Source organism: Herbaspirillum sp. GW822-FHT03A08 (assembly GCF_058801885.1).
The window spans coordinates 557,516-580,805 of the sequence record NZ_JBXANR010000002.1; the positions used below are offsets into that span (position 1 = coordinate 557,516).

Sequence of the window (23,290 nt, forward strand, 5' to 3'; positions counted from 1 at the left end):
TGCGCTATGACCGACTTGACCGATCTGACCGACGTTGCCCCTCAAATCAAGGCCGAAATTCTGGCCGAAGCCTTGCCGTATATCCGCAAATTCCACGGCAAGACCATCGTCGTCAAATACGGCGGCAACGCCATGACTGAAGAGCGCCTGAAACACGGCTTTGCGCGTGACGTGATCCTGCTGAAGCTGGTTGGCATGAATCCGGTCGTGGTGCACGGCGGCGGTCCGCAAATCGATAATGCGCTGAAGAAAATCGGCAAGCAAGGCACCTTCGTGCAAGGCATGCGCATTACCGATGAAGAAACCATGGAAGTGGTGGAGTGGGTGCTGGGCGGCGAAGTGCAGCAGGACATCGTGATGCTGATCAACCATTACGGCGGCCAGGCAGTCGGTCTGACCGGCAAGGACGGCGGCCTGATCCGTGCGCACAAGATGCGTATGCCGGACAAGGAGAATCCGGGGCAATTCCTCGATATCGGCTTCGTCGGCGAGATCGAAGCGATCAATCCTGCCGTGGTCAAGGCCTTGCAGGATGATGCTTTCATTCCGATTATTTCGCCGATCGGCTTCGGCGATGATGGTCAGGCTTACAACATCAACGCTGATGTGGTGGCCGGCAAGATTGCCGAGATCCTGCACGCTGAAAAGCTGATCATGATGACCAATATTGCCGGTGTGCAAGACAAAAAGGGCAATTTGCTGACCGACCTGTCGGCGCGCGAAATCGATGAGATGTTCGAAGACGGCACGATTTCCGGCGGCATGCTGCCGAAGATTTCATCGGCGCTGGATGCCGCCAAGTCCGGCGTCAACACCGTGCACATCATCGATGGCCGCATCGAGCATTCGCTGCTGCTGGAAGTGCTGACCGAGCAGGCTTTCGGTACCATGATCCGCTCGCACTGATCGCATAGGCTTTCGCCGCATAAAAGAAAGGCGCTCCGGGCAACCGGCAGCGCCTTTTTAATTTCCTTTGCGAGCTTGGCTGTGCGTCAGTAGATGCGTTCTACTGTGTAGCCACGTTGTTTCATCAGGGCTGGTACGCCAGTCGGTCCGACCAGATGGAGGATGCCAATCGCGGCGAAGATGCCGTCCTGCTGCTTCAGCAGCGCAGAGATGCGATCGGTGAGTGGCGGATTGCGCTGATCGAGCAAGACTTCTTTGGTAAAGCGGCCGACGAAACTCTTGTCGCTTTCCATATCGTCCAACAGGGTTTGCAAACCTTCGAGGTCGCCGGTGCGCCAGCATTCCGCCAGCTCCACGACCTTGGCCGCGTCGTCGGGATCATTCAATTCCTTGATGGTGTCGCTCAGCAGCAGATTCTGTTGCTGCTCGCTCAGCGCGCCGAACAAGGCCAGTTGCGTTGCCGCACCCTCCAGTTCGATCACCGGCTTGTTGCGTTTCTTGATGATGTCGGCGAGATAGCTGTCGACGGCGAGTTCAGATCGATAGCCCTTGCTGTCAAACTCCTGGACGGTCAGCAGGCTGGCGATCATCCATGGCCGGAAGCGGATGACCGCATCCGGGGTGACATGATATTTCCGCAATGCTGTCTCTACCTGTTGGCGTAGCTGCGGAGTCAGTTCAGTGCGGTAGCTCTTGCCGTCTGGGTAGAAGCCGTATTGAAGTACCGACGCTTGCATGGCCGGAATGTTCTGTGGATCGATCTCGAGCGCAATGGCAGGGGCTTGTTCGAGCGCCTGCATGACGCGCGGCGCCAGCGGATAGAAATTGTCGGCGCCGACGTGGATGGTACCGAACAGATACAGGGTGTGATGTGCATCCTGGATTTTGAACAAGGCGCCATGTTGTCCGCCACCGGCTGCATTCGCCACGGGCAGATAAAGGCAGAGCAGCCAGGCGAATGTCACTATAATCAGGCGTCGCACCATTGTATTTTTCCTTACTTGATTCAGTTTTTCATCGTGCCGAACATTAGAACCCATTTCATCCCTTTCCGCGAGTGCGGACAGTCCTGTTTGAGCGGTAGTGCAAGGCGCATCGCGCAGTCAATGGTCCCCTTGGCAAGCGGCGTAACGCAGCAATACACCCAAACAGGCTGTTCCCTTCGGGGTCTTGCTCAAAAGGGCGCTGGCCGCGTTGCACTCCTTGCGCGCAGCACCGCTACACGACGCGTCGTACGTCTTGTCAGTACCTTTTTGAGCAAGAACGCATCTCGTGGAAAGGGATGAAATGGGTTTTCAACCGCTCTGGCTTTTTGATCTCGACAATACCCTTCACAACGCTTCCCACGCAATTTTTCCGGCGATCAATGCCAACATGAATGTGTTCATGGAGCGCGTGCTGAAGGAGCAGGGCTTGCCGTCCGATCAGGATGCGGTCAATGCGCTGCGTCAACGTTACTGGCGCTTGTACGGCGCGACCTTGCTGGGGATGGTGCAGCATCATCAGGTGTTGCCGGATGATTTTCTGCGCGAGGCGCATCACTTCGATGACCTGTTTGACATGATTCGCGCCGAGCGAGGTTTGCTGAACATGCTCAAGCGTCTGCCGGGGCGCAAGATTTTGCTGACGAATGCGCCGTTACGCTATTCGAGGGATGTGGTGCGTCATCTCGGCTTGCATCGGCACTTCGACCAGCATATTTCCATTGAATCGATGCGCGTGCACCGGCAACTGAAGCCCAAGCCATCGCGGCAAATGCTGCGCAAGCTGCTGGCGCGCGAGCGTGTCGCTGCACATCGCTGCATTCTGGTGGAAGATACGCCGGCTAATCTGAAATCAGCCAAGGAACTGGGTTTGCGCACGGCGTGGGTGACCCAGTATCTGGCCGGGAATCCACATTTTTCTTCCGCCGGTGTGCGCCGCATGCTGACGATGCATCCATCTTATGTCGATGTGAAAGTGCGTTCAGTACGGCAACTGACCGGCCATTTGCGTCGTCTGGTCCTGCGCGCCTAGTCGGCGCAGTCGGCGCACCAGCCTTTGATGGTCAATTCGATTTCATGGCTTTGAAAGCCTTTGCCCAGAGATTTTTGTAAAGCAGTCTGGAGTTGCGCTGCGGTCGTCTGGCGCTTGCCGGATGAAGGCAGGACGCTTTCCAGAAAACCGGCTTCGCCGCTGCCATCGAGGCAGAACACACGGGCGCAGCGAGTGCATTTGAAGTGACCGTGCTGGTGTTGCGGATGACCATGTGTGTGCTGATGCGCGCCGTGGTCGTGATGTTCTGCACCGGCTCCCGCGTTGTAGCGGAAGATGCGGTCGTCGCTGGCGATCTTGTGCGCCAGGCCGGCTTCGGTCAGGCAATCCAGCGCACGGTACAGCGTGACGCGATCCATGTCGACCAGCTGATCCTGAATATCCTGATGCGACACGGCGCTGCGGGCGTTGAGCAGTGCCGCCATGACGCTGACGCGCGCTTGCGTGACGCGCACGGAAGCGTCACGCAATTGCAATTCAGCCAATGCTTGTGCTTTGGCCGGTTCTTGGGCGAGAGCGGTAGGCATGGCGGTGTCGGCTGGCTTGGATTTCATCGGTGTCCGCTGGGTTTGTGGCCTGGAAGTTCAGGCCTCTGGACGAATTATGCCGTAATTCGGGGTGATGGGTGCCTACGTGTGCAGTTCGGGGCAACGCAGCGCAACCATCCTGATATTGCTATTTCGGCGCAATCTTCTTGGCGCGAGGATGGGCTGCGTCGTAGACCTGCGCCAGGCGCTGGAAATCGAGCGAGGTATAGACCTGTGTTGCCGCGATCGAAGCGTGGCCGAGCATTTCCTGGACGGCACGCAAATCACCCGAACCTTGCAGGACGTGCGAGGCGAAGGAATGGCGCAATACATGGGGATGCACATTGGTTGCCATGCCCAGCGCCTGGCCGTGCGCCTTGATGCGTAACTGCATCACGCGCGCCGACATGCGGGTGCCGCGTTCGCTCAGGAAAAGCGCGCGCCGGTCGGCGTCGGCATGCTTTGCCAAAACGCTTTCACGGGCCGTGAGCCAGTTCTTCAGTGCTTGCATCGCGGGTTGTCCCACGGGCACGCTGCGCATCTTATTGCCTTTACCGGTGACGGTGACCTCACCGTTATCCATATCGACCCATCCGGCCGAGGTATATCCCGCTTCGTGCTGATATTGCGCGTCCAGAGCAACCAATTCGGATACACGCAGGCCGCTCGAGTAGAGTAATTCGAACATGGCGAGGTTGCAGCGTTGCGCCGGTGCGTCGGCATCTTTGAATGGATTGCTTTGCGATACCAGTTGTACCGCGTCGTCAGCGGCCAGCGCCTTGGGCAAAGGTTTGGCTTTCTTGGGTGCTTTGACGCCATCAACCGGGTTTGACTTCAAGCCGCCCAATTCCGACAGCCAGTCGTAGAAGCCGCGCCATGCAGACAGCTTGCGCGCAATGGAGCGGGCGTTGAGTCCCTTGCTATGCAATTGCGCGGCAAATTTGCGAATCTGAAAATGTGCAACGGCATCAAGGGCGACGCCGGCGGCTTGCGCCAGAGTATCTAATTCCGCGAGATCGCGGGCATAACTGGTGATGGTGTGAGGCGACAGCATGCGCTGGCTTTGCAGGCTGTCGAGATAGTCTTCGACGTGGCGATCAGTAGCGACTGGAGTGGATTCGGCGCTCACACGAGTGGTCGGAGAGAAGATGGATATTTTAGTGTAGCAGGCAGGCCAAGGCTGCGCTGGCGGTTTCGCCGATGCGCGTCAGGAAATCGGTGCCCATTTCCGCGGTAAAGCGGCTCGGATCAGGAGAGCCGAGTACCAACAAGCCAAATGCTTCCGGTGCCGCACCGACACGCAGTGGCAACATGGAGATGGATTTGACCGACGAAGCATCTTCGAGCCAGCCGGCGGCTTCGAATTCGTTGTTCGGGCCACAGAACGGCGTGGTCAGGCCATTGGCGAAAATGCGCGCATCTTCCGATACGGTTGTCGTGAACCAGTTGCCGTCATATTTTTCGGCAATGTTCCAGAGACGTAAGGTGACCTGGGGAACATTGAAGATGCTTTGCAGATTGCCGGACAAGGTCTGTGGCAGATCGCTGTCATTGCGGGCCAGCAGCAAAGAGCGTGTCCACGATTGGAACTTGCTTGTGATCTCATCGTTCTCTTGCGCAATGCGCATCAAGTCTGCCATGTGCAACTCTTGCACTTTGATCTTTTCTCGCAGAATTTCCATCTGGCGCTCTTGCAGGGATATGGCGCGTCCCAGCAGCGGGCTGGTGAGTCGGATCCGGCCGAGCAATTCCGCATGCTCTTCAAAAAAGTGCGGATGGTCGAGCAAGTAGTCGGCGATCGAATCGGAGTCCAGTGGAGTCATGTGCATGCTTGTTGAGTTGAGTGTTTTACGGCATCGCGCTCCAGGCGCGGCCGGGCTTGCATATCCGCAATATCGCGAGATTATCTACGCTATCGCTGGTGCTGACAACTTTTTAATCAGGTGGTTAACGCTGAGCGCTTAACAATAAAAACGGGCTTACATGATTTCTCATGTAAGCCCGAATTGTTCAATCAAGTTCTGATTCTGACGTTTGCACGTCAGAGATTCAGAGACTTAAATTAGAACTTGTGACGGATACCAGCGATAACAGCTGTTTGGTTGTTTGCATTGCCTGTCGAACCACCAACGATACCTGGGTTGATAGTGTCAGTTGCACGCATGTTGGACACGAATGCATACAGGTCAGTACGCTTGGACAACCAGTAGTCAGTACCCAGGCTGATTTGTGTCAGTTTGCCCTTGGTCGAGCTGGATTCAACGTAGCTGATACGCGAGTGAGTAACGTTACCCAACAGCTTCAGGGAAGGTGTCAGAGCATAGTTCGCGCCCAGTTCGAATGTATCGGTCTTGTTGTTGTTGGTGCCACCGATAACGAAGCTTTGTGGTGTTGTGCCGCTGAAAACGACGACTGGAGTAACCACGCCACCGATAACTGCTGTCGAAGCAGTAGCCTTAGGCTGCTTAACGCGCGACCAGTTACCATAAACCTTCAATGCGCTGAATTGGTATGCAGCTGCCAGTGTGAAAGTCTTCAGGCCGGTGTCGCCTGGGTTACCGGCGTATGCGCCAGTGCCAGTGCCAGTACCGCCGTTAGTCAGCGAAACGTCAGCAGGTGTCGAACCCAGCTTCGATTGGTAGTAAGCAGCGCCCAACGACAGAGGACCGTTGTTGTACATACCGCCCAGACCGAAGGCTTGACCAGCTGTAGTCTTGCCAGCTTGTTCGCCGAAGCCGTAGATCAGGCTACCGGTGAAGCCACCCAGGTTGGTGGTGTTGTAACGGATCGAGTTGTTGGTACGTGTACCTTGCAGACGGTTCAGGTTCGAACCGGAATTGCCGATAACGCCGCCGAAGTCAGCAACACCAGTCATTGCGCTGATATCGTCCAGGATATCAGTTTGACGACCCAGCAGGACTGTACCGAAGCCGCCGCCCAGACCGACAACCGACTTACGACGGAACAGGTTTGTGGAACCTGTATCGCCTTGCAGGCCGCCGTTGTCGTTTGTGAAGCCGGTTTCCAGATTGAAGATTGCCGACAGACCGCCGCCCAGATCTTCAACGCCCTTGAAGCCGATACGCGAACCTTGGATAACGCCCGAGTTCAACGCAAACTTGCTGCCTGTTGTAGCAGCGGAATTGATCGGTTGGCCCGAAGCGATCGAGGACGCAGCCTTGCTTGTGTATGCAATACCGGTATCAACGATACCGTAGATAGTGACGGAGCTTTGTGCTTGTGCAGCACCTGCAAACGCGCCGAGAACGGCCAGTGCAAGCAGAGATTTTTTCATTTGACATCCTTCTATAAAAATAGTCTTGAGGATCCGTACATCTAGTCGGATGGTGAGACATTAAGGGTTCTCATTAACCATGACCTTAGATTGGTCGTTTGGCGGACGAAGTTTTGGTTGAAATTCCGAAACTCCTACACGAGTGTTGTTTTTTTCTAACGCTTTAAACCTGATTCTCTTCTGAGAGGACTTTTTTGGGGTTCGTTGATGTCAGAGCATTATGAAATTGTTTTGGCGGCAACAAAATCCGGTTTAAAGACTTGATTTGTTGTTTTAAAGCTCCAAATTGGTCTGTAAAGATGCAGATTAAAAAAATATAGTGATTTATGGGGGATAATTTTTTCCTTCGAAAGTGGGCTTGGATTGATTTATGGCGAGTCGGGAAGATTTGGCAATTATTCGGGCGGCACGCGCCGGGCAGGCTGAGGCACAGTTGGCCTTGGGGCGACGCTATCTTTTTGGCGGTAATGGTTTGCCGCAAAGTTTTGCAACGGCGCTGCATTGGCTGGACCGTGCTGCGCGTCAGGGGGCAGCAGATGCATGGTCCCTGATCGGCGAACATATTCCTTATGACGTGGTGGCACAGGCACCGAGGCCGCTTGACTATGTACTCTGGTACGAGCGCGCCTTTGACGCCGGCCTGAAAATAGCTGGACTGGCGTTTGCACGCCTGGTGCTGGCGCACCGGGCACAGGCTGAGGCGCAGTCCATGCTCGGCAAAGCGATCAAGGTGCTGGAGGCGGAGGCGCATGCCGGCACTGCCGAGGCGCAGTGGTTGCTGGCCCAGCAGCAGGCAGGCGAACAGATTGCAGGTGTAGCGGCGCATGCTGTTACCGATGAGCGTCCGCCCGAAGCAGTAAGCGCAGCTGCTCAATGGGCGCAAAAAGCGGCGGATGCCGGTGTCGGTCCGGCGCAACTCTCGCTGGCTGATGCGGCCTGGTTGCGTCACGACCGGAGTGACTTCATCCGGCGGGCGCTGCCGCTGAGCCGCTCGCTGCTGGCGCAATACGGCGCCGATCTGCCTCAATTGAATGCGCCGTCGGAGGCGCTCGCCAGGCATTTGGGCGAGGGCAATGTGATTTTGCTGTCCCGTCTGGCGCAGGTGTTATCGGAAATTGCAGATCTGGGGGGCGATGAAGCGCAGCAATTGCTGGAGCTGGGCGCCTATGCCGACGACAAGGCGGCGCAGCTGTCGCTGGGATTGTTTTTTGCACGCATGCAGGAAGACGGTAGCCGTGCTTTTCCCGGTTTCGGTTCTGCTAACTACAAGAAGGCAATCCGCTGGCTGACGCAGGCTGGCGAGCGTGGACTTGCTCCAGCCTGGTTTGCCTTGTCCCGGATCTATCTGAAGCCGGAGTTCTCTCAGCGCAATTTGGCGGACGCACAGCATTATCTGGAGCGCGCAGCCGAAATGGGGCATGCCTTGGCGCAACTGGAGTGTGGCAGTAGCGCCTGGCGCAATCGCCGTGACGATCCGTCCAACGACGTACGAGCTGTCTATTGGCTGCAGAAGGCCGCCGTACAGAGCAATGCCGATGCTCGCGATTTGCTGGACAAGATTGCAGATCGTCCCGCTCCGGCGGACTGGGCGGTAGCAGCCAGGGGGCATATGACGCGCGAATTTCTGAGTGCGTATCCGTTTTTGGCAGCGCGTCTGGAATTGGCGATCCTGTTCGGTCTGACGCGACCCGAAGCTTTGTTGATTGACCTGAAACAGGCCGACTGCGGCCATTGCCTGGTGGTTGACATCCGCGAGTACTACGCTCGGAGCAAGCGGCGCCTCATATTAATAGAGACCGGTGACGAGCGGCAGGTGCTTAATCGTATCGGGCGCTTGTTTGAAGACGTTGATTGCAGCCTGAGCGGCCCGGAAGGCAATTATCGCCAACGTATGTACCGCTTGAAAACGGCGTTGCCTCAAGTGGCGGACGAGCGAGAAGAAGAGGGCGATCTGGCCGAAGAATCCTGATCCCTCTAATTAATAAGAGCGTACAAATAAAAAGAGATGGCTGCTTGCCATCTCTTTTTATTTGATGAGGTGTTTATTGGCGCTGATGGCAGCGATCAGATCTCGATTTCACCTTCAAATACCGATACGGCCGGACCGGTCATCATCACGGGCATGCCAGGGCCTTCCCAGTTGATGACAAGTTCGCCGCCATGGGTTTGCACGGCAACAGGCGTATCCAGCAAGCCGCGACGGATGCCGGCGACGACGGCAGCGCAGGCACCGGTGCCGCAGGCCAATGTTTCTCCTGCGCCACGCTCAAAAACGCGCAGATTGACGTTGTGCCGATCGACCACTTGCATGAAGCCGGCGTTGACCCGCTTCGGAAAGCGCGGGTGATGCTCAATGGCGGGGCCATCGGCCAGAACCGGTGCTGCCTCAGTATCGGCCACGATCTGGACAGCGTGCGGATTGCCCATCGACACGACCGAAATCCAGCTTGTCTTTCCGTTCACGTCCAAGGGCCACAACGTGTCGTCGCTTTCGCTCTTGCCGGTCAGTCCGCCGGCATCGAAGGGTACTTGCTCGGGCGTCAATATCGGCGCACCCATGTCGACAGTGACGCGCCCGTCGTCTTCCAGGGTAGGCTCAATGACGCCGGACATGGTCTCCACGCGGATCGCCCGTTTTGTCGTCAAGCCCTTGTCGCTCACGAAGCGGGCAAAAGCGCGCGCACCGTTGCCGCATTGCTCTACTTCGCCGCCGTCAGCGTTGTAAATCCGATAGCGAAAATCGATGCCTGGCGACTGCGTTTTTTCCACTACCAGCATCTGGTCGGCGCCGATGCCGAAACGGCGATCAGCGATGAACTTCCACTGATCCGGCGTCAGATCGATGTTCTGGTGGATAGCGTCGACGACAACAAAATCGTTGCCCGCGCCGTGCATTTTGGTGAATTTGATTTTCATGACACTAATTATAGATGCTGGATGCGCTTAGTCATCCTGGCCGTATACATTAGTTAGGCCTTCGGGCTGAGTTTTAAAGCGTTTGTGCGCCCAAAAATATTCTGCTGGCGCTTCGAGTACGCGTTGCTCGATGAAGGCATTCATTTTGCGCGTCGCTTCGACGATATCTTCGCCGGGGTAATTTTCCCAAGCTGGATAGAACGTGGTCTTCCAGCCTTGGTAATTCGGCAGGAAAGTAGTGATCATCGGAATAACGTTGGCGTGTGTCGCTGCAGCAATGCGCGCGGTAGCGGTCAGCGTGGCAGCCGGTCTGCCGAAGAACGGTACAAATTCGGCGTCGCGCAGACCGAAGTCCATGTCCGGCAACATGATGAAAGGCAGGCCATCGCGCATGGCGCGAATGATGGGCTTGACGCCTTTTTCGCGCGACAGCAAGGTCACCGGGCGGAAGCGCGAACGGCCTTTCAGCAAAGCCTGATCAACGACTTCGTTTTGTTGTTTGGAATAAATAGTGCAAATGGACAGGTCGGAATTGAGCACCAGCGCAATGCCGGGAATCTCAAGGCAGACAAAATGCGGGCAAAGCAGAATGGTCGGGCCGGATTTGATAACGTCCACCGGCACGCCGGAGTCGATTTTGATCAGACGTTTGAGGCGCTTTTCCGAGGCCCACCAGAGAATTCCCCGTTCCAGCGCGCTGCGAGCATAGGCCTGAAAGTGTTGTCGGGCGATAGTTTCCCGCTCTGCTTCCGATTTTTCGGGGAAGCAGATGCGCAGATTAGTCAGCGTGATGTGGCGGCGCGGCTTCATGATGATGAACAGCAACGAACCAAGGCCCTCGCCGAGACGGCCCAGGATGGGCAGCGGCAACCAGTGCAGCAGCCACATCAATGCAATCAGCGCTCTCATTCCGCGGCTCCGTGCGGATTGACTCCGGGAGGGGTCTTGTAGCGGTTGTAGCTCCAGATATATTGAGCGGGGCAGCGCGAAATCAGCTTTTCCATGGCCAGATTAATGGCGCGGGCCTGCTGGTCGGGTGTCTCGCCGAGTTCTTCTTCGAAGGCGACGAAGCGAATCACGAAGCCGCGACCCCAGGGCAAGCGTTCGGCATACGACAGGATGATCGGCGCGCCACTCATCTGATGCATTTTGGCCGACAGCGTCATGGTGTAGGCGGGCTTGCCGAAAAAATCCGCCCAGACGCCTTCGCCGTGCTGTGGCACCTGATCGGGCAGCAAGCCGATAGCTTTGCCAGCTTTCAAGGCTTTGAGCAGAATGCGTACACCCGACAGATTGGCGGGCGCCAGATGCAGGTTTGGGCGCGAGCGGGCGCCTTCGATCAACGGCTTCAGCGCAGCCTTGCGCGGCGGGCGATACAGCGCCGTCAGAGATGTCTGCTCGGCAATGGCTTGGGCGATGATTTCAAAGCAGCCAAGATGAGGCGTCAGAAAAACGACGCCGGTTTTGGCGTCCAGCGCCTGTTGCGCCAATTCCCAGTTTTCGATGCGGGCGGTACGCAAGACGCGCTTCGGCGCGGCGCACCAGACAAAGGGTAATTCGAAGATGCCTTTGCCTGACTCGTTAATTGCAGTAAATAAATGTTGCCGGTATCCGGCGCGCGTCAGATTCTCTTTCAGGCGCTTCCGATAGGATGGAGACGCCAGGTAAACAAGCCAGCCCATCGCTATCCCGATCATATGCAGCAGGGAGAGCGGAAAAAAAGATAGCAGGCGGAATAAAGAAAAAATCATACTTGCCGTTACCGTAAATAATGCCGTGAAATTGCCGAATTTTTGCAAGACGCGTAAAATAGCATGAAAGCCGTCGAGTTAATGACAACTTGCGAGACGGGATATAAATTTCGCTAAAGCGTCGCAGGCTAGGGATACAGCCGCGACATCGGTTAAATCTCTACAATGCAGGAGCCTGTGATGTCCAACGAATACCTCTTCACTTCCGAATCCGTCTCGGAAGGCCACCCAGACAAAGTAGCCGACCAGATTTCCGATGCGATTCTGGACGCCATCTTTGCACAAGATCCGCTGTCCCGCGTCGCTGCCGAAACCCTGTGCAACACAGGCTTGGTCGTGCTCGCCGGTGAAATCACCACGCGCGCCAATGTCGACTACATCGACGTCGCCCGCGAAACCATCAAGCGTATCGGCTACGACAACGCCGACTACGGTATCGACTACAAGAGCTGCGCCGTGCTGGTCGCCTATGACAAGCAATCTCCGGACATCGCTCAGGGCGTTGACGAAGGCAAAGGCCTCGACCTCGACCAGGGCGCTGGCGACCAGGGCCTGATGTTCGGCTACGCTTGCGACGAAACACCGGAACTGATGCCTGCTGCCATTTACTATGCACACCGCATCGTCGAACGCCAATCGCAATTGCGCAAGGACGGCCGTCTGCCATGGCTGCGTCCGGATGCCAAGTCGCAAGTTACGCTGAAATACGTCGACGGCCGTCCGGTCGCGATCGACACCATCGTGTTGTCGACACAGCATGCGCCTGAAATGGAACACAAAGCCATTGAAGAAGCAGCGATCGAAGAAATCATCCGCCCGGTCGTGCCGGCCGAATGGCTGAAGAACACCCGTTACCTGATCAACCCGACCGGCCGTTTCGTCATCGGCGGCCCGCAAGGCGATTGCGGCCTGACCGGTCGCAAGATCATCGTCGACACCTACGGCGGCGCAGCTCCGCACGGCGGCGGCGCATTCTCCGGCAAGGATCCTTCCAAGGTTGACCGTTCGGCGGCTTACGCCGGACGTTATGTCGCCAAGAACATCGTGGCTGCCGGTCTGGCAACGCGTTGCCAGATCCAGGTGTCGTACGCCATCGGTATCGCCAAGCCGACTTCGGTCATGGTCACTACCTTCGGTACAGGCAAGATCAGTGACGAAAAGCTGGCACAACTGGTGCTGGAACATTTCGACCTGCGTCCGAAGGGCATCGTGCAAATGCTGGATCTGCTGCGTCCTATCTATCAGAAGACCGCTGCGTACGGCCACTTCGGCCGCGAAGAGCCGGAATTCTCGTGGGAGCGTACCGACAAGGCTGCTGCACTGAGAGCCTCTGCCGGTCTGTAATTCCCCTGCTGCAATCCGGCCTTCGCGGCCGGGTTGCATTTGCGTGCTGGCATTGCGCGCATAAAGTGATTTACAATGCCTTTCCGTATCAAGGAGCGTTGCGACAAGACACTGATCTTGCCAGGCTTGATACCGTCACCAAGCAACTGCGCTCACGTTACTTTTTTTCTGATTTTTTGAAAGGAGGGCGTGAAGAACGCCGCAGTCATGACTACCAATTCCAACAAAGACTATGTGATCGCCGATATCGGCCTGGCGCAATGGGGCCACAAAGAGATCAAGATCGCTGAAACCGAAATGCCCGGCCTGATGGCCATCCGCGAAGAATTCGCCGCTGCGCAGCCATTGAAGGGCGCGCGCATTACCGGTTCCATCCACATGACCATCCAGACCGCCGTGCTGATCCAGACGCTGGAAGCGCTGGGCGCCAAGGTCCGTTGGGCATCCTGCAACATCTACTCGACACAAGACCACGCTGCCGCGGCAATCGCCGACAAGGGTACGCCGGTGTTCGCGTTCAAGGGCGAGTCGCTGGATGACTACTGGGAATTCACGCACCGCATTTTCGAATGGCAAGGCGGCGAGAACGAACAAGCCAACATGATCCTCGACGATGGCGGCGATGCAACCCTGCTGCTGCACTTGGGTACACGCGCTGAAAAAGACGCATCGGTGCTGAACAACCCGACTTCGGAAGAAGAAATCTGCCTGTTCAACTCCATCAAGAAGAAGCTGGCGACTTCGCCGAACTGGTATTCCACCCGCCTGGCGCAAATCAAGGGCGTGACCGAAGAAACCACCACCGGCGTGCACCGCCTGTATCAAATGCACAAGGACGGCAAACTGGCCTTCCCGGCAATCAACGTCAACGATTCCGTCACCAAGTCAAAGTTCGACAACCTGTACGGCTGCCGCGAATCGCTGGTTGACGGCATCAAGCGCGCGACTGACGTCATGATCGCCGGCAAGGTTGCCGTCATCGCCGGTTACGGTGACGTCGGCAAGGGTTCCGCACAAGCGATGCGCGCGCTGTCGGCGCAAGTCTGGGTCACTGAAATCGATCCGATCTGCGCACTGCAAGCGGCAATGGAAGGTTACCGTGTCGTCACCATGGATTACGCTGCTGAACACGGCGACATTTTCGTGACATGTACCGGCAACTACCATGTGATCACGCACGACCACATGAAGAAGATGAAAGACCAGGCCATCGTCTGCAACATCGGCCACTTCGACAACGAAATCGAAGTCGCCGCACTGAAGCAATACAGCTGGGAAAACATCAAGCCGCAAGTCGACCACATCATCTTCCCTGACGGCAAGCGCATCATCCTGCTGGCGGAAGGCCGTCTGGTCAACCTCGGCTGCGGTACCGGCCATCCGTCCTACGTGATGAGTTCGTCCTTCGCCAACCAGACCATCGCTCAGATCGAGCTGTTCGTGAACACGAAGAGCTACCCGGTCGGCGTCTACACGCTGCCCAAGCATCTGGATGAAAAGGTCGCGCGTCTGCAGTTGAAGAAACTCAATGCGCAACTGAGCACGCTGACCGCAGAACAAGCTTCTTACATCGGCGTGAAAACAGATGGCCCTTACAAGCCTGATCATTACCGTTATTAATTAGCTTGATCTAAGCAGCTTGACGGGTAATGCGGCAACACCGCTTGCCCGGTTTTTACCAGACTCACCCGCCATCGGCCGGATTGCAGCAATTGCACAGATTGTTGAGATCCGGCCGATGCGCCGCTCGAAAGGACGTTTCATGCGTTTGCTCATTCTCTGGCTGATCAATGCGCTGGCTTTGCTCGCCGTGCCTTATCTCATGCATTCGGTGCAGGTCGACAGCTTCGGCGCGGCCCTGATCGCTGCGCTCATTCTCGGTTTCGTCAATACGCTGGTGCGTCCGGTGCTGGTGATTCTGACTTTGCCGGTGACGCTGCTTACGCTGGGCTTGTTCATTCTGGTGATCAATGGCCTCATGTTCTGGGCGGTCTCCCATCTGGTCGGCGGTTTCCATGTGGCAGGTTTCTGGGCGGGTGTCGGCGGCGCGCTGCTGTACAGCATCGTCTCCTGGGCGTTGTCCACGCTGCTGCTGAAATCCGGACGCAACTGATCTCGCACTGACTGGTTTTACGGATTGATTCTTTTATGACACCACATAATTTCAGTATCGAGTTTTTCCCGCCGAAGACACCGGAAGGCACGGAAAAGCTGCGCGCCACCCGCGCCAGGCTGGCTGAACTGCAACCGAAATATTTCTCGGTCACTTTCGGCGCCGGCGGTTCGACACAGCAAGGCACGCTCGACACGGTGCTCGAGATCATGCGCGAAGGCCACGTCGCCGCGCCGCATCTGTCCTGCATCGGCAGCTCGCGCACCGTCTTGCGCGATATTCTCAATAATTACAAATCGCACGGCATCAAGAAACTGGTCGCCTTGCGCGGCGACTTGCCGAGCGGCTTTGGCGCGGTGGATGCGGCTTCCAGTGAATTTCACTACGCCAACGAGCTGGTCGAGTTCATTCGTGCGGAAACCGGCGACTGGTTTCATATCGAAGTCGGCGCTTATCCTGAAATGCATCCTCAGGCCAAGTCACCGCAAGATGACGTGCAAAACTTCGCGCGCAAGATCAAGGCCGGCGCCGATGCCGCCATCACGCAGTATTTCTACAACGCCGATGCGTACTTCAACTTCGTCGACGAAGCAACGAAGCTGGGTGTCAACGCGCCCATCGTGCCCGGCATCATGCCGATCACGAACTACACACAGCTGATGCGCTTCTCCGACATGTGCGGCACCGAGATCCCCCGCTGGGTTCGTCTCAAGCTGGCCAGCTACGGCGACGACAGCGAATCGATCCGCGCTTTCGGCCTCGACGTCGTCACGCAGCTGTGCGAGCAATTGCTGGAAGGCGGCGCGCCCGGTCTGCACTTCTATACGCTGAATCAGCCTGCTGCAACGATGGCAATCTGGCAACGTCTGGTTGCGTGACCTGCCCGAAGTAGTCTGCAGCAAGAAAAAAGCCGGCTGAAGCCGGCTTTTTTCATATCCCTGCGCGACAGCGCGTCACTCGGCATCAGATTCAGGCGTCAGTAATGATCAAGTCCAACGCGATATCGTGCGCCTGCCCGTCAAAATCCACCTGTGCATCGGCATAGGCGATGCCGATCGCCAACGGACGCGGCGTTGGCGCCAGCGTGCGATCATAAAATCCGCCGCCGTAGCCGAGCCGCAAGCGTGCAGCATTGAAACCCAGGCATGGAATCAACAACGCCTGCGGCTGTACGATCTCTTCACGTACCGGCGCCGAGGTTCCCATGGCGTCTTTGACCAGCATTTCGCCGGGTGTCCAGCGCACGAACGCCAGCGGTAATTCTTTTCCGCGAATAATCGGCAGCGACAGGTGCACCCCTTGGGCACTCAGCGCGTTATAGGCCGGATGTAGATCCGGTTCTTGCCGGATCGGATGGTAGACGCCGATGCTGGAAATTTGCTGACTCTGCAGCCACGCCAGCAGACGCGCGCAAATCGCGGCTTCCGCCGCAGCTCTGGCGGCAGGCGTCATGGCTTTGCGTGCAGCCAGCAAGCGGGCGCGCAGTGCGGACTTGTCCGCAGCCGGCGGCGCCGTTTTTGTTCCGGCCTCAGCAGTGTCGGACGGCGTGGTGTCGCGTGCTATCCTTGAAGTCGTCATCTGTCTCAATCTAAGGTTGTATAAGAATGCAATTAAAGAAATGCGTGGTTGTGATCACCTGTGCCGTAGCGACGGCAGCGGCACTCAGTTTTGCGATGCCTGCTTATGCGCAAAAGCGTCCTTCCGCCAGCGCCGCGCCCGATGACATCTTTCTCGCCCTGCGCGACGCAGCCCGCGTTGACGACTCCGCGACGACGATGAGTCTGGCGGCGCGTCTGCCGGATTATGTCATTCCTTCTTATGTCGACTATTATCGGCTCAAACCGCGTGTGCGCGATTTTACGGCGCCGGTTTCCGAGATTCGTGATTTCCTGGCCCGCTATGATGGCAGTGCCATCGCCGATCGCCTGCGCAATGACTGGTTGTTGGCGTTGGGCAAGACCGGCGACTGGACGACCTTCGACGAGCAATATCCCTTGTTTGTCCTGAATGACGATGTGCAGGTCAAATGCTTCGCCCTCAATTCCCGCGCTCTCAAGGGCCAGAACGTCGCCGATGAAGCGCGCGCCTTGCTGACCAGTCCCAAGGATTACGGCCAGGGTTGCAGCGACCTGATCGGCACGCTGGCGCAAAACCACCAGTTCGGCGAAGGAGACCTGTGGGCGCAGATCCGCCAGGCAGTGGAAGCCGGCAACACGACGGTCGCGCGCCGCGCCGCGATCTTCACCGACAACGGCGATGTCAGCCTGCAACAAGTCATCGACAAGCCAGCTCTGATGCTGGCGCGCGGACCGGGACAAGGACGTACCTCGCACGAGTTGTACATCATCGCCATCGGCCGCGCCGCCAAGAGCAATCCGCAGCAGGCAGCGACTTTCCTCAGCAGCGCCTCAGGACTGACCGCGCAAGAACAGGCCGTCGCCTGGGCGCAGATCGCTTTGCCTGCATCCATGAAGCTGATGCCCGAAGCCATCGAGTACTGGCGCAAGACCAAAGATGCGCCGCTGTCCTATGAGGCGTATCAATGGAAAGCACGCATCGCCTTGCGCGCCGGCGACTGGAAGATGGTCAAATCCACCATCGACGCCATGCCGGGTTCGCTGCGCAGCGATATCACCTGGACCTACTGGCTGGCACGCGCGCTGAAAGAAGACGGCCAGACCGAAGCTTCGCAGCGCCTGTTCCAGTCGATTGCTTCCAACGTCAGTTTCTACGGCCAGCTCGCGACTGAAGACCTCGGCCAAAAGATTGTGATCCCACCGGGTCCGGTACCGCCGACGCCGGCCGAGATCGCACCGATGGCGCAGAACGCAGGTTTCAAGCGCGCGCTCAAGTTCTATGACCTGAACATGCGCTACGAAGGCATCCGCGAATGGAACTGGGAGCTGCGCAAGATGAATGACCGCCAGTTGCTCGCCGCTGCGGAATTCGCACGCCAGAGCGATGTGCTCGACCGCATGGTCAACACCTCGGATCGCACCAGGCTGGAGATGGATTTCACTCAGCGCTTTCCGGCGCCGCACCTGACCGAGATGAGCGCCAACACGCGTCCGCTGGGTCTGGAAAACGCCTGGGTCTACGGCCTGATCCGTCAGGAATCGCGGTTCATCAAAAACGCGAAATCCTACGTCGGCGCGTCCGGCCTGATGCAGCTGATGCCATCGACTGCGAAGTACGTTGCCAAGAAAATCGGCCTGACGGAATTTACGCAAGACCAGATCAACGACATCAACACCAACCTGTTGCTCGGCACCAGCTATCTCAACATGGTGCTGAATAATCTGGACGGGTCGCAGGCATTGGCCACAGCAGCGTATAACGCCGGCCCGGGACGTCCGCGCACCTGGCGTTCGACCTTGAACCGTACGGTGGAAGGTGCGATCTTCGCTGAGTCGATTCCCTTCAACGAGACGCGCGGCTATGTCAAGAACGTGATGTCCAATGCGACTTACTATGCTGCGCTGTTCGAGAACAAACCGCAGTCGCTGAAACAGCGCCTCGGCACGGTCGCGCCGCGCACCAATACTCCGACCGATTTGCCGTGATGGAGCGCTGATCACAAGGCGCTACGGTGAGATGAATTAGCAACGAAAGCGACAACTGATCATGGCGTACAAAAACATACTGGTAATCGGCGGTTCGGGCTTTATCGGCAGCCAGGTCGTAGCACAGCTGGCGCGCAGCACTGCCAGCCGCGTCGTCGTGCCGACCCGTCGCTATGAGCGCAGCAAGCATCTGCTGGTGATGCCGACGGTACGCACCAGCGTCGCTGATGTGCACGACGAAGCAGCGCTGGACAGGCTGTTCGATGGCGTTGATGCGGTCATCAATCTGGTCGGCATCCTGCACTCGCGCCGCGGTCCGAGCGGCAGCGACTACGGTCCCGATTTCCAAAACGCGCACGTGGATTTGCCGCGCAAGATCGTCGCGGCCTGTCGCCGTCACGGCGTCAAACGTTACCTGCACATGAGCGCACTCGGCGCTTCTGCGCAGGGCGCATCGATGTATCAGCGTTCCAAGGCGGCCGGCGAAGCAGCGGCCTTCGCCGATGCCGACATGGCGACGACAGTATTTCGTCCCTCGGTGGTGTTCGGAGAAGGCGACCGATTCCTGAACCTGTTCGCGGCCTTGCAAAAGCGTTTTCCGATCATGCCGCTTGGTAGCGCCGACGCCAGATTTCAGCCGGTCTATGTGGGCGACGTAGCGCAGGCCTTCGTCATCGCCTTGCAGCGCGAATCGACAGCTGGTAAAACTTACGAGCTGGCCGGGCCGAAGGTTTATACCCTGCGCGAGCTGGTCTATCTGGCCGGCGCCTATTCCGGTCATCCCCGCCGCATCGTCGGTTTGCCGCCAACATTGGCAACTTTGCAAGCCTTTTGTCTGGAATATTTGCCAGGACGCATGATGAGTCGCGATAATCTGGCTTCCATGCAGGAAGATAATATTGCCAGCGGGCCGATTGCCGCGGAACTGGGCATCGCGCCGACTGCGCTGGAAGCAATCGCGCCGCGCTATCTGGCCGGCGTGCACATGCAACAGCAAATGGACGCTCACCGTAGCGGAGCACGACGCTAGGTAGCGTAACTGTGAGAGTAACTGCGAGAGCAAGTGCAGAACCCAGTCATCAAAGGACAAGACAGCATGCAGAACACCGAACTCGATCCGACCCTGTCGGCTACGCTGGAAAAGGCCGGCAAGAACGCCATCACGCTGGTCATCGGCAACAAGAATTATTCGTCCTGGTCGATGCGCCCCTGGGTGGTGCTGACCGCGTTCGACATCCCTTTCCGCGAAGTCCGCATCTGCCTCGACCAGCCGGACACCGCCAGCAAGATCGCTGAATATTCCGCCGCCGGCCGTGTGCCGGTGCTGCTCGATGGCCAGACGCATATCTGGGATTCGCTGGCGATCTGCGAATACCTGGCCGAGCAATTTCCTGATCGCGCGCTGTGGCCGCAGGAGACTGCTGCGCGCGCCGTGGCGCGCAGCGTCGTCGCCGAAATGCATTCAGGTTTTACCGGCCTGCGCAGCGCCATGAGCATGGACATTCGCGGCAGCTATCCGGGTAAGGGCCGTACGCCGGAAGCGCAAGGCGACATCGGTCGCGTGTGCGAAATCTGGGAAGACTGTCTGTCCGAATTCGGTCATCACGAATTTCTGTTCGGCGATTTCTCCATCGCCGATGCCTTCTACGCACCGGTGGTGATGCGCTTCCGCAGCTATCACGTGTCGCTGGCGCCGGCGCTGCAAGCCTACGTCGACCGCGTCGTCGCACATCCCGCGGTGGCCAAGTGGATCGCCGAAGCGCTGGCCGAAAAAGAAATCCTGCCGGATCATTGAGTTGCTCATGAAGATCTACGTCGTTGGCGGCGCGGTGCGCGATGAACTGCTCGGCTTGCCGGTGCAGGATCACGATTATGTGGTCGTCGGCGCTACGCCGGAAGACATGCTGGCTCAAGGTTTCCGCCCGGTCGGCAAGGATTTTCCGGTGTTCCTGCATCCCGAGACGCAAGAGGAATACGCGCTCGCGCGCACTGAGCGCAAGACCGCGCCGGGCTACAAGGGCTTCGTCTTTCACACCGACAGTGCCGTCACGCTGGAACAGGATCTGGCGCGCCGCGACCTCACCATCAACGCCATCGCCAAGGGCGAGGACGGCGTGCTGGTTGATCCGTATCACGGACAGGAAGATATTCGCCGCCGCGTGTTCCGCCATGTCTCCGATGCCTTCGTTGAAGACCCGGTGCGCATCCTGCGCATGGCCCGTTTCGCCGCGCGCTTTCCGGATTTCACCGTCGCTCCCGAAACCAATGCGCTGATGCAGAAGATGGTGCAGGCCGGCGAAGTCGACGCCTTGGTGCCGGAACGCGTCTGGCAGGAACTGGCGCGCGGCATGATGGAGCAAACGCCGTCGCGCATGTTCAACGTGCTGCGCGAATGCGGCGCATTGGCGCGCATCCTGCCGGAACTGAACGCGCTCTGGGGCGTGCCGCAACCGGCTAAATATCATCCGGAGATCGACACCGGCGTTCACGTCATGATGGTGCTCGACTATGCCGCGAGCCGGTCGTATTCGCTGGGCGTGCGCTTTGCCGCCTTGATGCATGATCTCGGCAAAGGCACGACGCCGCCAGACTTGTGGCCCAGCCATCACGGCCATGAAGGTCGCAGCGTCGAGCTGGTGCAGGGAATCTGCGATCGTCTCAAAGTCCCTAACGACTGCCGCGATCTCGCCGTCATCACCGCGCGTGAACACGGCAACGTAGGCCGCGCGTTTGAACTGCGTCCTGCCACGATCGTCAATTTGCTGGCGCGTTGCGACGGCTTCCGCAAGCCGGAGCGATTCAAGGAAATGCTTCAGGCATCGGAGTGCGACCGCCGCGGCCGCACCGGTTTCGAAGAGGTTGAATTTCCGCAATTGGATTACCTCGCGGGCGCCTTGAAAATCGCGCAAGGCGTCGACGCCGGCGCCATCGCGGCGAAGTACAAGGAGCAGCCGCAACGCATCCCTGAAGCAATTCTGGCAGCGCGTACCGAGGCGGTAGCGGACTATGCCGCTCAGGTCCGCTAAACTGCGCCCATGTCAAAACTCACCACGCAACTGCGGACCCGGCTGGAAGGGCTGAAGCGCACCATCATCGAGGCATCGGACAAACCGCTGATTCTCGTGAAGGAGTTGTCGCCGCGCTCGCGCCGGCATCTGCTGCGCCATTTTCTGGCGCTGGAAGAAAAGGACCGGTTGCTGCGTTTCGGCACCAAGCTGTCCGACGATCTGGTGACGCGCTATGTGGAAAACCTCGACTTCACGCGCGACACCATTTTCGGGGTCTACGACCGCAAGCTGCGCCTGCTGGGCGTAGGCCATCTGGCCTTCGCACCGCGCGAGACTTCGCGTATTTCCGGCGCCACCATCAAGGCGCGTGTGGCCGAATTCGGCGTCTCGGTATCGGCGGCGGCGCGCGGCATGGGCGTGGGCACCAAGCTGTTCGAGCGCGGCGCAATGCGTTGCCGCAATGTCGACGTCGACACCCTGTACATGCATTGTCTGTCTTCCAACAAAGTCATGATGCACATCGCCCGCAAAGCCGGCATGGAAATCCATCGCGACTACGGCGAGGCCGACGCCTATCTCAAACTGCAGCCCGCCAATTCCGTCACCGTCTTCCAGGAGGCGATGGAAGAGCAGGTCGCCATGATCGACTACATCGTCAAAGCCAACATGCGCGCGCTGTTCAAATGGGTGGGCAAGGTCACCGGCATCGGCAAGCCAAAATCCTGAGCCCGGCTTGATCTGGATCAGATGTCCGCACCGGGTTTGGATACAAACCGGTGGGAAGGCGCATAATATGGCTATCAACGTATTTCAATCATCATTCCCATGGAAACCACCGTCTCTACCGACGATTTCTTTGCCAGCGTCGCGACAAAATCCGACAGCGGGGCATTGCGCGGCGATTACACGCACGCCGACAAGAACTTCGTCGTGGCCCAGAACTGGGCCGGCTACACACCTGAACAACACGCGCTGTGGCGGCGTCTGTATGAGCGCCAGGCCAAGCTGATTCCCGGCCGCGCTTGCGACGTCTTCCTCGACAGCATCAAGGCGCTCGACGTCTCGCAAGGCATCCCGCAATTCGACCGCACCACCGAGGCGCTGTACAAGGCCACCGGCTGGCAGCTGGTCGCAGTGCCGGGACTGGTGCCGGACCATACCTTCTTCGAACATCTGGCCAATCGCCGCTTCCCGGTGACGGTCTGGCTGCGCGAAGAACACGAGTTCGACTACATCGTCGAACCCGACGTCTTCCACGATTTCTTCGGTCATGTGCCGCTGCTGTTCAATCCGATCTTCGCCGAGCATTTGCAGGAATACGGCAAGGGTGGCCTGAAGGCGCTGAAGCTCGACGGCCTGGCTTTCCTCGCGCGCCTGTACTGGTACACCATCGAGTTCGGCCTGATCCAGAGTCCCGAGGGTTTGCGCATCTATGGCGCGGGCATCCTGTCATCGGGCGGCGAGGTCGAATACGCCCTGCGCGGTTCACCGCAGAACCAGCAGCCGAACCGGATTCCTTTCCAGCTCGACCGCGTCATGCGTACCTTGTACAAGATCGATTCGTACCAGGAAACCTACTTCGTCATTCGCGACTTCCAGCAACTGTTCGACGACACGGCGCCGGATTTCACCGCGCTGTATGAGCAACTGAAGGCGCAGGATGCGCTGCCGGCCAATACGCTGTTGCCGGGAGAGCAAAATTTTCTGGTCAGCTGACCGGACCTTGTCTTCGTATCAAGTTTTCGACGAAGCCCCTGCCTGAAAGCAGGGGCTTTTTTCATGCCGTCAGTACCTGGTCAGCACGCCGTCAGCAATGCCCGGGCCGTGTTGCAC

23 protein-coding genes and 1 riboswitch are annotated in these 23,290 nt (G+C 58.0%); of the genes, 13 read left to right on the forward strand and 10 right to left on the reverse strand.

The window, feature by feature from the left end:
* Positions 1 to 6 precede the first annotated feature (6 nt).
* Positions 7 to 906 (forward strand): acetylglutamate kinase, encoded by a 900-nt coding sequence (gene argB / locus AC1RN6_RS07570; protein ID WP_050476355.1) that lies wholly within the window; start codon positions 7 to 9, stop codon positions 904 to 906.
* Positions 907 to 992: 86 nt separating this feature from the next.
* Here the strand turns inward: argB and AC1RN6_RS07575 are convergent, their stop codons facing one another.
* Positions 993 to 1,892 carry a TraB/GumN family protein gene (locus AC1RN6_RS07575; RefSeq protein ID WP_493004285.1) on the reverse strand — a complete coding sequence of 300 codons (900 nt, stop codon included), beginning with the start codon at positions 1,890 to 1,892 and terminating at the stop codon, positions 993 to 995.
* 301 nt (positions 1,893 to 2,193) lie between these two features.
* On the opposite strand from AC1RN6_RS07575, the gene AC1RN6_RS07580 reads away from it, so the two are divergent.
* Positions 2,194 to 2,922, forward strand: a complete 729-nt coding sequence (locus AC1RN6_RS07580; RefSeq protein WP_493004287.1) for a pyrimidine 5'-nucleotidase — start codon at positions 2,194 to 2,196, stop codon at positions 2,920 to 2,922.
* Here AC1RN6_RS07580 and AC1RN6_RS07585 read toward each other — a convergent pair.
* From AC1RN6_RS07585 to AC1RN6_RS07600, 4 genes are all read right to left on the reverse strand, one after another.
* The gene (locus tag AC1RN6_RS07585; RefSeq protein ID WP_493004288.1) at positions 2,919 to 3,494 is read right to left on the reverse strand and encodes a Fur family transcriptional regulator; all 576 of its coding nucleotides are present in this window, start codon (positions 3,492 to 3,494) and stop codon (positions 2,919 to 2,921) included. The genes AC1RN6_RS07580 and AC1RN6_RS07585 overlap by 4 nt on opposite strands.
* 121 nt (positions 3,495 to 3,615) lie before the next feature.
* A complete protein-coding gene (gene xerC / locus AC1RN6_RS07590) occupies positions 3,616 to 4,596 on the reverse strand; it encodes a tyrosine recombinase XerC (protein WP_493004289.1) in 981 nt (326 codons plus the stop codon).
* A gap of 28 nt (positions 4,597 to 4,624) precedes the next feature.
* Positions 4,625 to 5,290 carry a DUF484 family protein gene (locus AC1RN6_RS07595; RefSeq protein WP_493004290.1) on the reverse strand — a complete coding sequence of 222 codons (666 nt, stop codon included), beginning with the start codon at positions 5,288 to 5,290 and terminating at the stop codon, positions 4,625 to 4,627.
* Between the two features lie 239 nt (positions 5,291 to 5,529).
* A complete protein-coding gene (locus tag AC1RN6_RS07600; RefSeq protein ID WP_493004293.1) occupies positions 5,530 to 6,762 on the reverse strand; it encodes a porin in 1,233 nt (410 codons plus the stop codon).
* Positions 6,763 to 7,132: 370 nt separating this feature from the next.
* Between AC1RN6_RS07600 and AC1RN6_RS07605 the strand changes: the two genes are divergently transcribed.
* The gene (locus AC1RN6_RS07605; protein ID WP_493004295.1) at positions 7,133 to 8,731 is read left to right on the forward strand and encodes a tetratricopeptide repeat protein; all 1,599 of its coding nucleotides are present in this window, start codon (positions 7,133 to 7,135) and stop codon (positions 8,729 to 8,731) included.
* Positions 8,732 to 8,826: 95 nt separating this feature from the next.
* Here the strand turns inward: AC1RN6_RS07605 and dapF are convergent, their stop codons facing one another.
* From dapF to AC1RN6_RS07620, 3 genes are read right to left on the reverse strand one after another with little or no spacing between them, the layout of a single operon-like run.
* On the reverse strand, positions 8,827 to 9,678 hold the full coding sequence (gene dapF, locus AC1RN6_RS07610) for a diaminopimelate epimerase (RefSeq protein WP_493004297.1): 852 nt from the start codon (positions 9,676 to 9,678) through the stop codon (positions 8,827 to 8,829).
* A gap of 27 nt (positions 9,679 to 9,705) precedes the next feature.
* Positions 9,706 to 10,587 (reverse strand): LpxL/LpxP family acyltransferase, encoded by an 882-nt coding sequence (locus AC1RN6_RS07615; protein ID WP_493004298.1) that lies wholly within the window; start codon positions 10,585 to 10,587, stop codon positions 9,706 to 9,708.
* A complete protein-coding gene (locus AC1RN6_RS07620; protein WP_493004300.1) occupies positions 10,584 to 11,477 on the reverse strand; it encodes a lysophospholipid acyltransferase family protein in 894 nt (297 codons plus the stop codon). Before AC1RN6_RS07620 ends, AC1RN6_RS07615 begins: the two co-directional genes overlap by 4 nt.
* 132 nt (positions 11,478 to 11,609) lie before the next feature.
* Here AC1RN6_RS07620 and metK point away from each other — a divergent pair, with 132 nt between their 5' ends.
* Together metK and ahcY are read left to right on the forward strand one after the other, a co-directional pair.
* A complete protein-coding gene (gene metK, locus AC1RN6_RS07625; protein ID WP_493004301.1) occupies positions 11,610 to 12,773 on the forward strand; it encodes a methionine adenosyltransferase in 1,164 nt (387 codons plus the stop codon).
* 84 nt (positions 12,774 to 12,857) lie between these two features.
* Positions 12,858 to 12,934, forward strand: a riboswitch (S-adenosyl-L-homocysteine riboswitch).
* A 46-nt stretch (positions 12,935 to 12,980) separates the two neighbouring features.
* Positions 12,981 to 14,393 carry an adenosylhomocysteinase gene (gene ahcY, locus AC1RN6_RS07630; RefSeq protein ID WP_493004742.1) on the forward strand — a complete coding sequence of 471 codons (1,413 nt, stop codon included), beginning with the start codon at positions 12,981 to 12,983 and terminating at the stop codon, positions 14,391 to 14,393.
* On the opposite strand, the gene AC1RN6_RS07635 is transcribed toward ahcY, so the two are convergent.
* Positions 14,394 to 14,537: a hypothetical protein gene (locus AC1RN6_RS07635; RefSeq protein ID WP_493004302.1), complete on the reverse strand. Its 144-nt coding sequence runs from the start codon at positions 14,535 to 14,537 to the stop codon at positions 14,394 to 14,396. It abuts the gene before it with no gap.
* On the opposite strand from AC1RN6_RS07635, the gene AC1RN6_RS07640 reads away from it, so the two are divergent.
* Both AC1RN6_RS07640 and metF read left to right on the forward strand, forming a co-directional pair.
* A complete protein-coding gene (locus tag AC1RN6_RS07640) occupies positions 14,536 to 14,886 on the forward strand; it encodes a phage holin family protein (RefSeq protein ID WP_493004303.1) in 351 nt (116 codons plus the stop codon). The two genes, AC1RN6_RS07635 and AC1RN6_RS07640, sit on opposite strands and share 2 nt — an antisense overlap.
* 35 nt (positions 14,887 to 14,921) lie before the next feature.
* Positions 14,922 to 15,764 carry a methylenetetrahydrofolate reductase [NAD(P)H] gene (gene metF / locus AC1RN6_RS07645; protein ID WP_493004304.1) on the forward strand — a complete coding sequence of 281 codons (843 nt, stop codon included), beginning with the start codon at positions 14,922 to 14,924 and terminating at the stop codon, positions 15,762 to 15,764.
* A gap of 91 nt (positions 15,765 to 15,855) precedes the next feature.
* Here the strand turns inward: metF and AC1RN6_RS07650 are convergent, their stop codons facing one another.
* A complete protein-coding gene (locus tag AC1RN6_RS07650) occupies positions 15,856 to 16,464 on the reverse strand; it encodes a 5-formyltetrahydrofolate cyclo-ligase (protein ID WP_493004306.1) in 609 nt (202 codons plus the stop codon).
* Positions 16,465 to 16,490: 26 nt separating this feature from the next.
* On the opposite strand from AC1RN6_RS07650, the gene AC1RN6_RS07655 reads away from it, so the two are divergent.
* The 6 genes from AC1RN6_RS07655 to phhA all read left to right on the forward strand — a co-directional run bounded on the left by AC1RN6_RS07655 (position 16,491) and on the right by phhA (position 23,173).
* Positions 16,491 to 18,449: a lytic transglycosylase domain-containing protein gene (locus tag AC1RN6_RS07655; protein WP_493004308.1), complete on the forward strand. Its 1,959-nt coding sequence runs from the start codon at positions 16,491 to 16,493 to the stop codon at positions 18,447 to 18,449.
* A gap of 61 nt (positions 18,450 to 18,510) precedes the next feature.
* Positions 18,511 to 19,479, forward strand: a complete 969-nt coding sequence (locus tag AC1RN6_RS07660) for a complex I NDUFA9 subunit family protein (RefSeq protein ID WP_493004310.1) — start codon at positions 18,511 to 18,513, stop codon at positions 19,477 to 19,479.
* Between the two features lie 66 nt (positions 19,480 to 19,545).
* Positions 19,546 to 20,244, forward strand: a complete 699-nt coding sequence (locus tag AC1RN6_RS07665; protein ID WP_493004311.1) for a glutathione S-transferase family protein — start codon at positions 19,546 to 19,548, stop codon at positions 20,242 to 20,244.
* Positions 20,245 to 20,251: 7 nt separating this feature from the next.
* A complete protein-coding gene (locus AC1RN6_RS07670; RefSeq protein WP_493004313.1) occupies positions 20,252 to 21,475 on the forward strand; it encodes a multifunctional CCA addition/repair protein in 1,224 nt (407 codons plus the stop codon).
* Positions 21,476 to 21,484: 9 nt separating this feature from the next.
* On the forward strand, positions 21,485 to 22,183 hold the full coding sequence (locus AC1RN6_RS07675; protein WP_493004316.1) for a GNAT family N-acetyltransferase: 699 nt from the start codon (positions 21,485 to 21,487) through the stop codon (positions 22,181 to 22,183).
* Between the two features lie 99 nt (positions 22,184 to 22,282).
* Positions 22,283 to 23,173 (forward strand): phenylalanine 4-monooxygenase, encoded by an 891-nt coding sequence (gene phhA, locus AC1RN6_RS07680; RefSeq protein ID WP_493004317.1) that lies wholly within the window; start codon positions 22,283 to 22,285, stop codon positions 23,171 to 23,173.
* Positions 23,174 to 23,290: the final 117 nt, after the last annotated feature.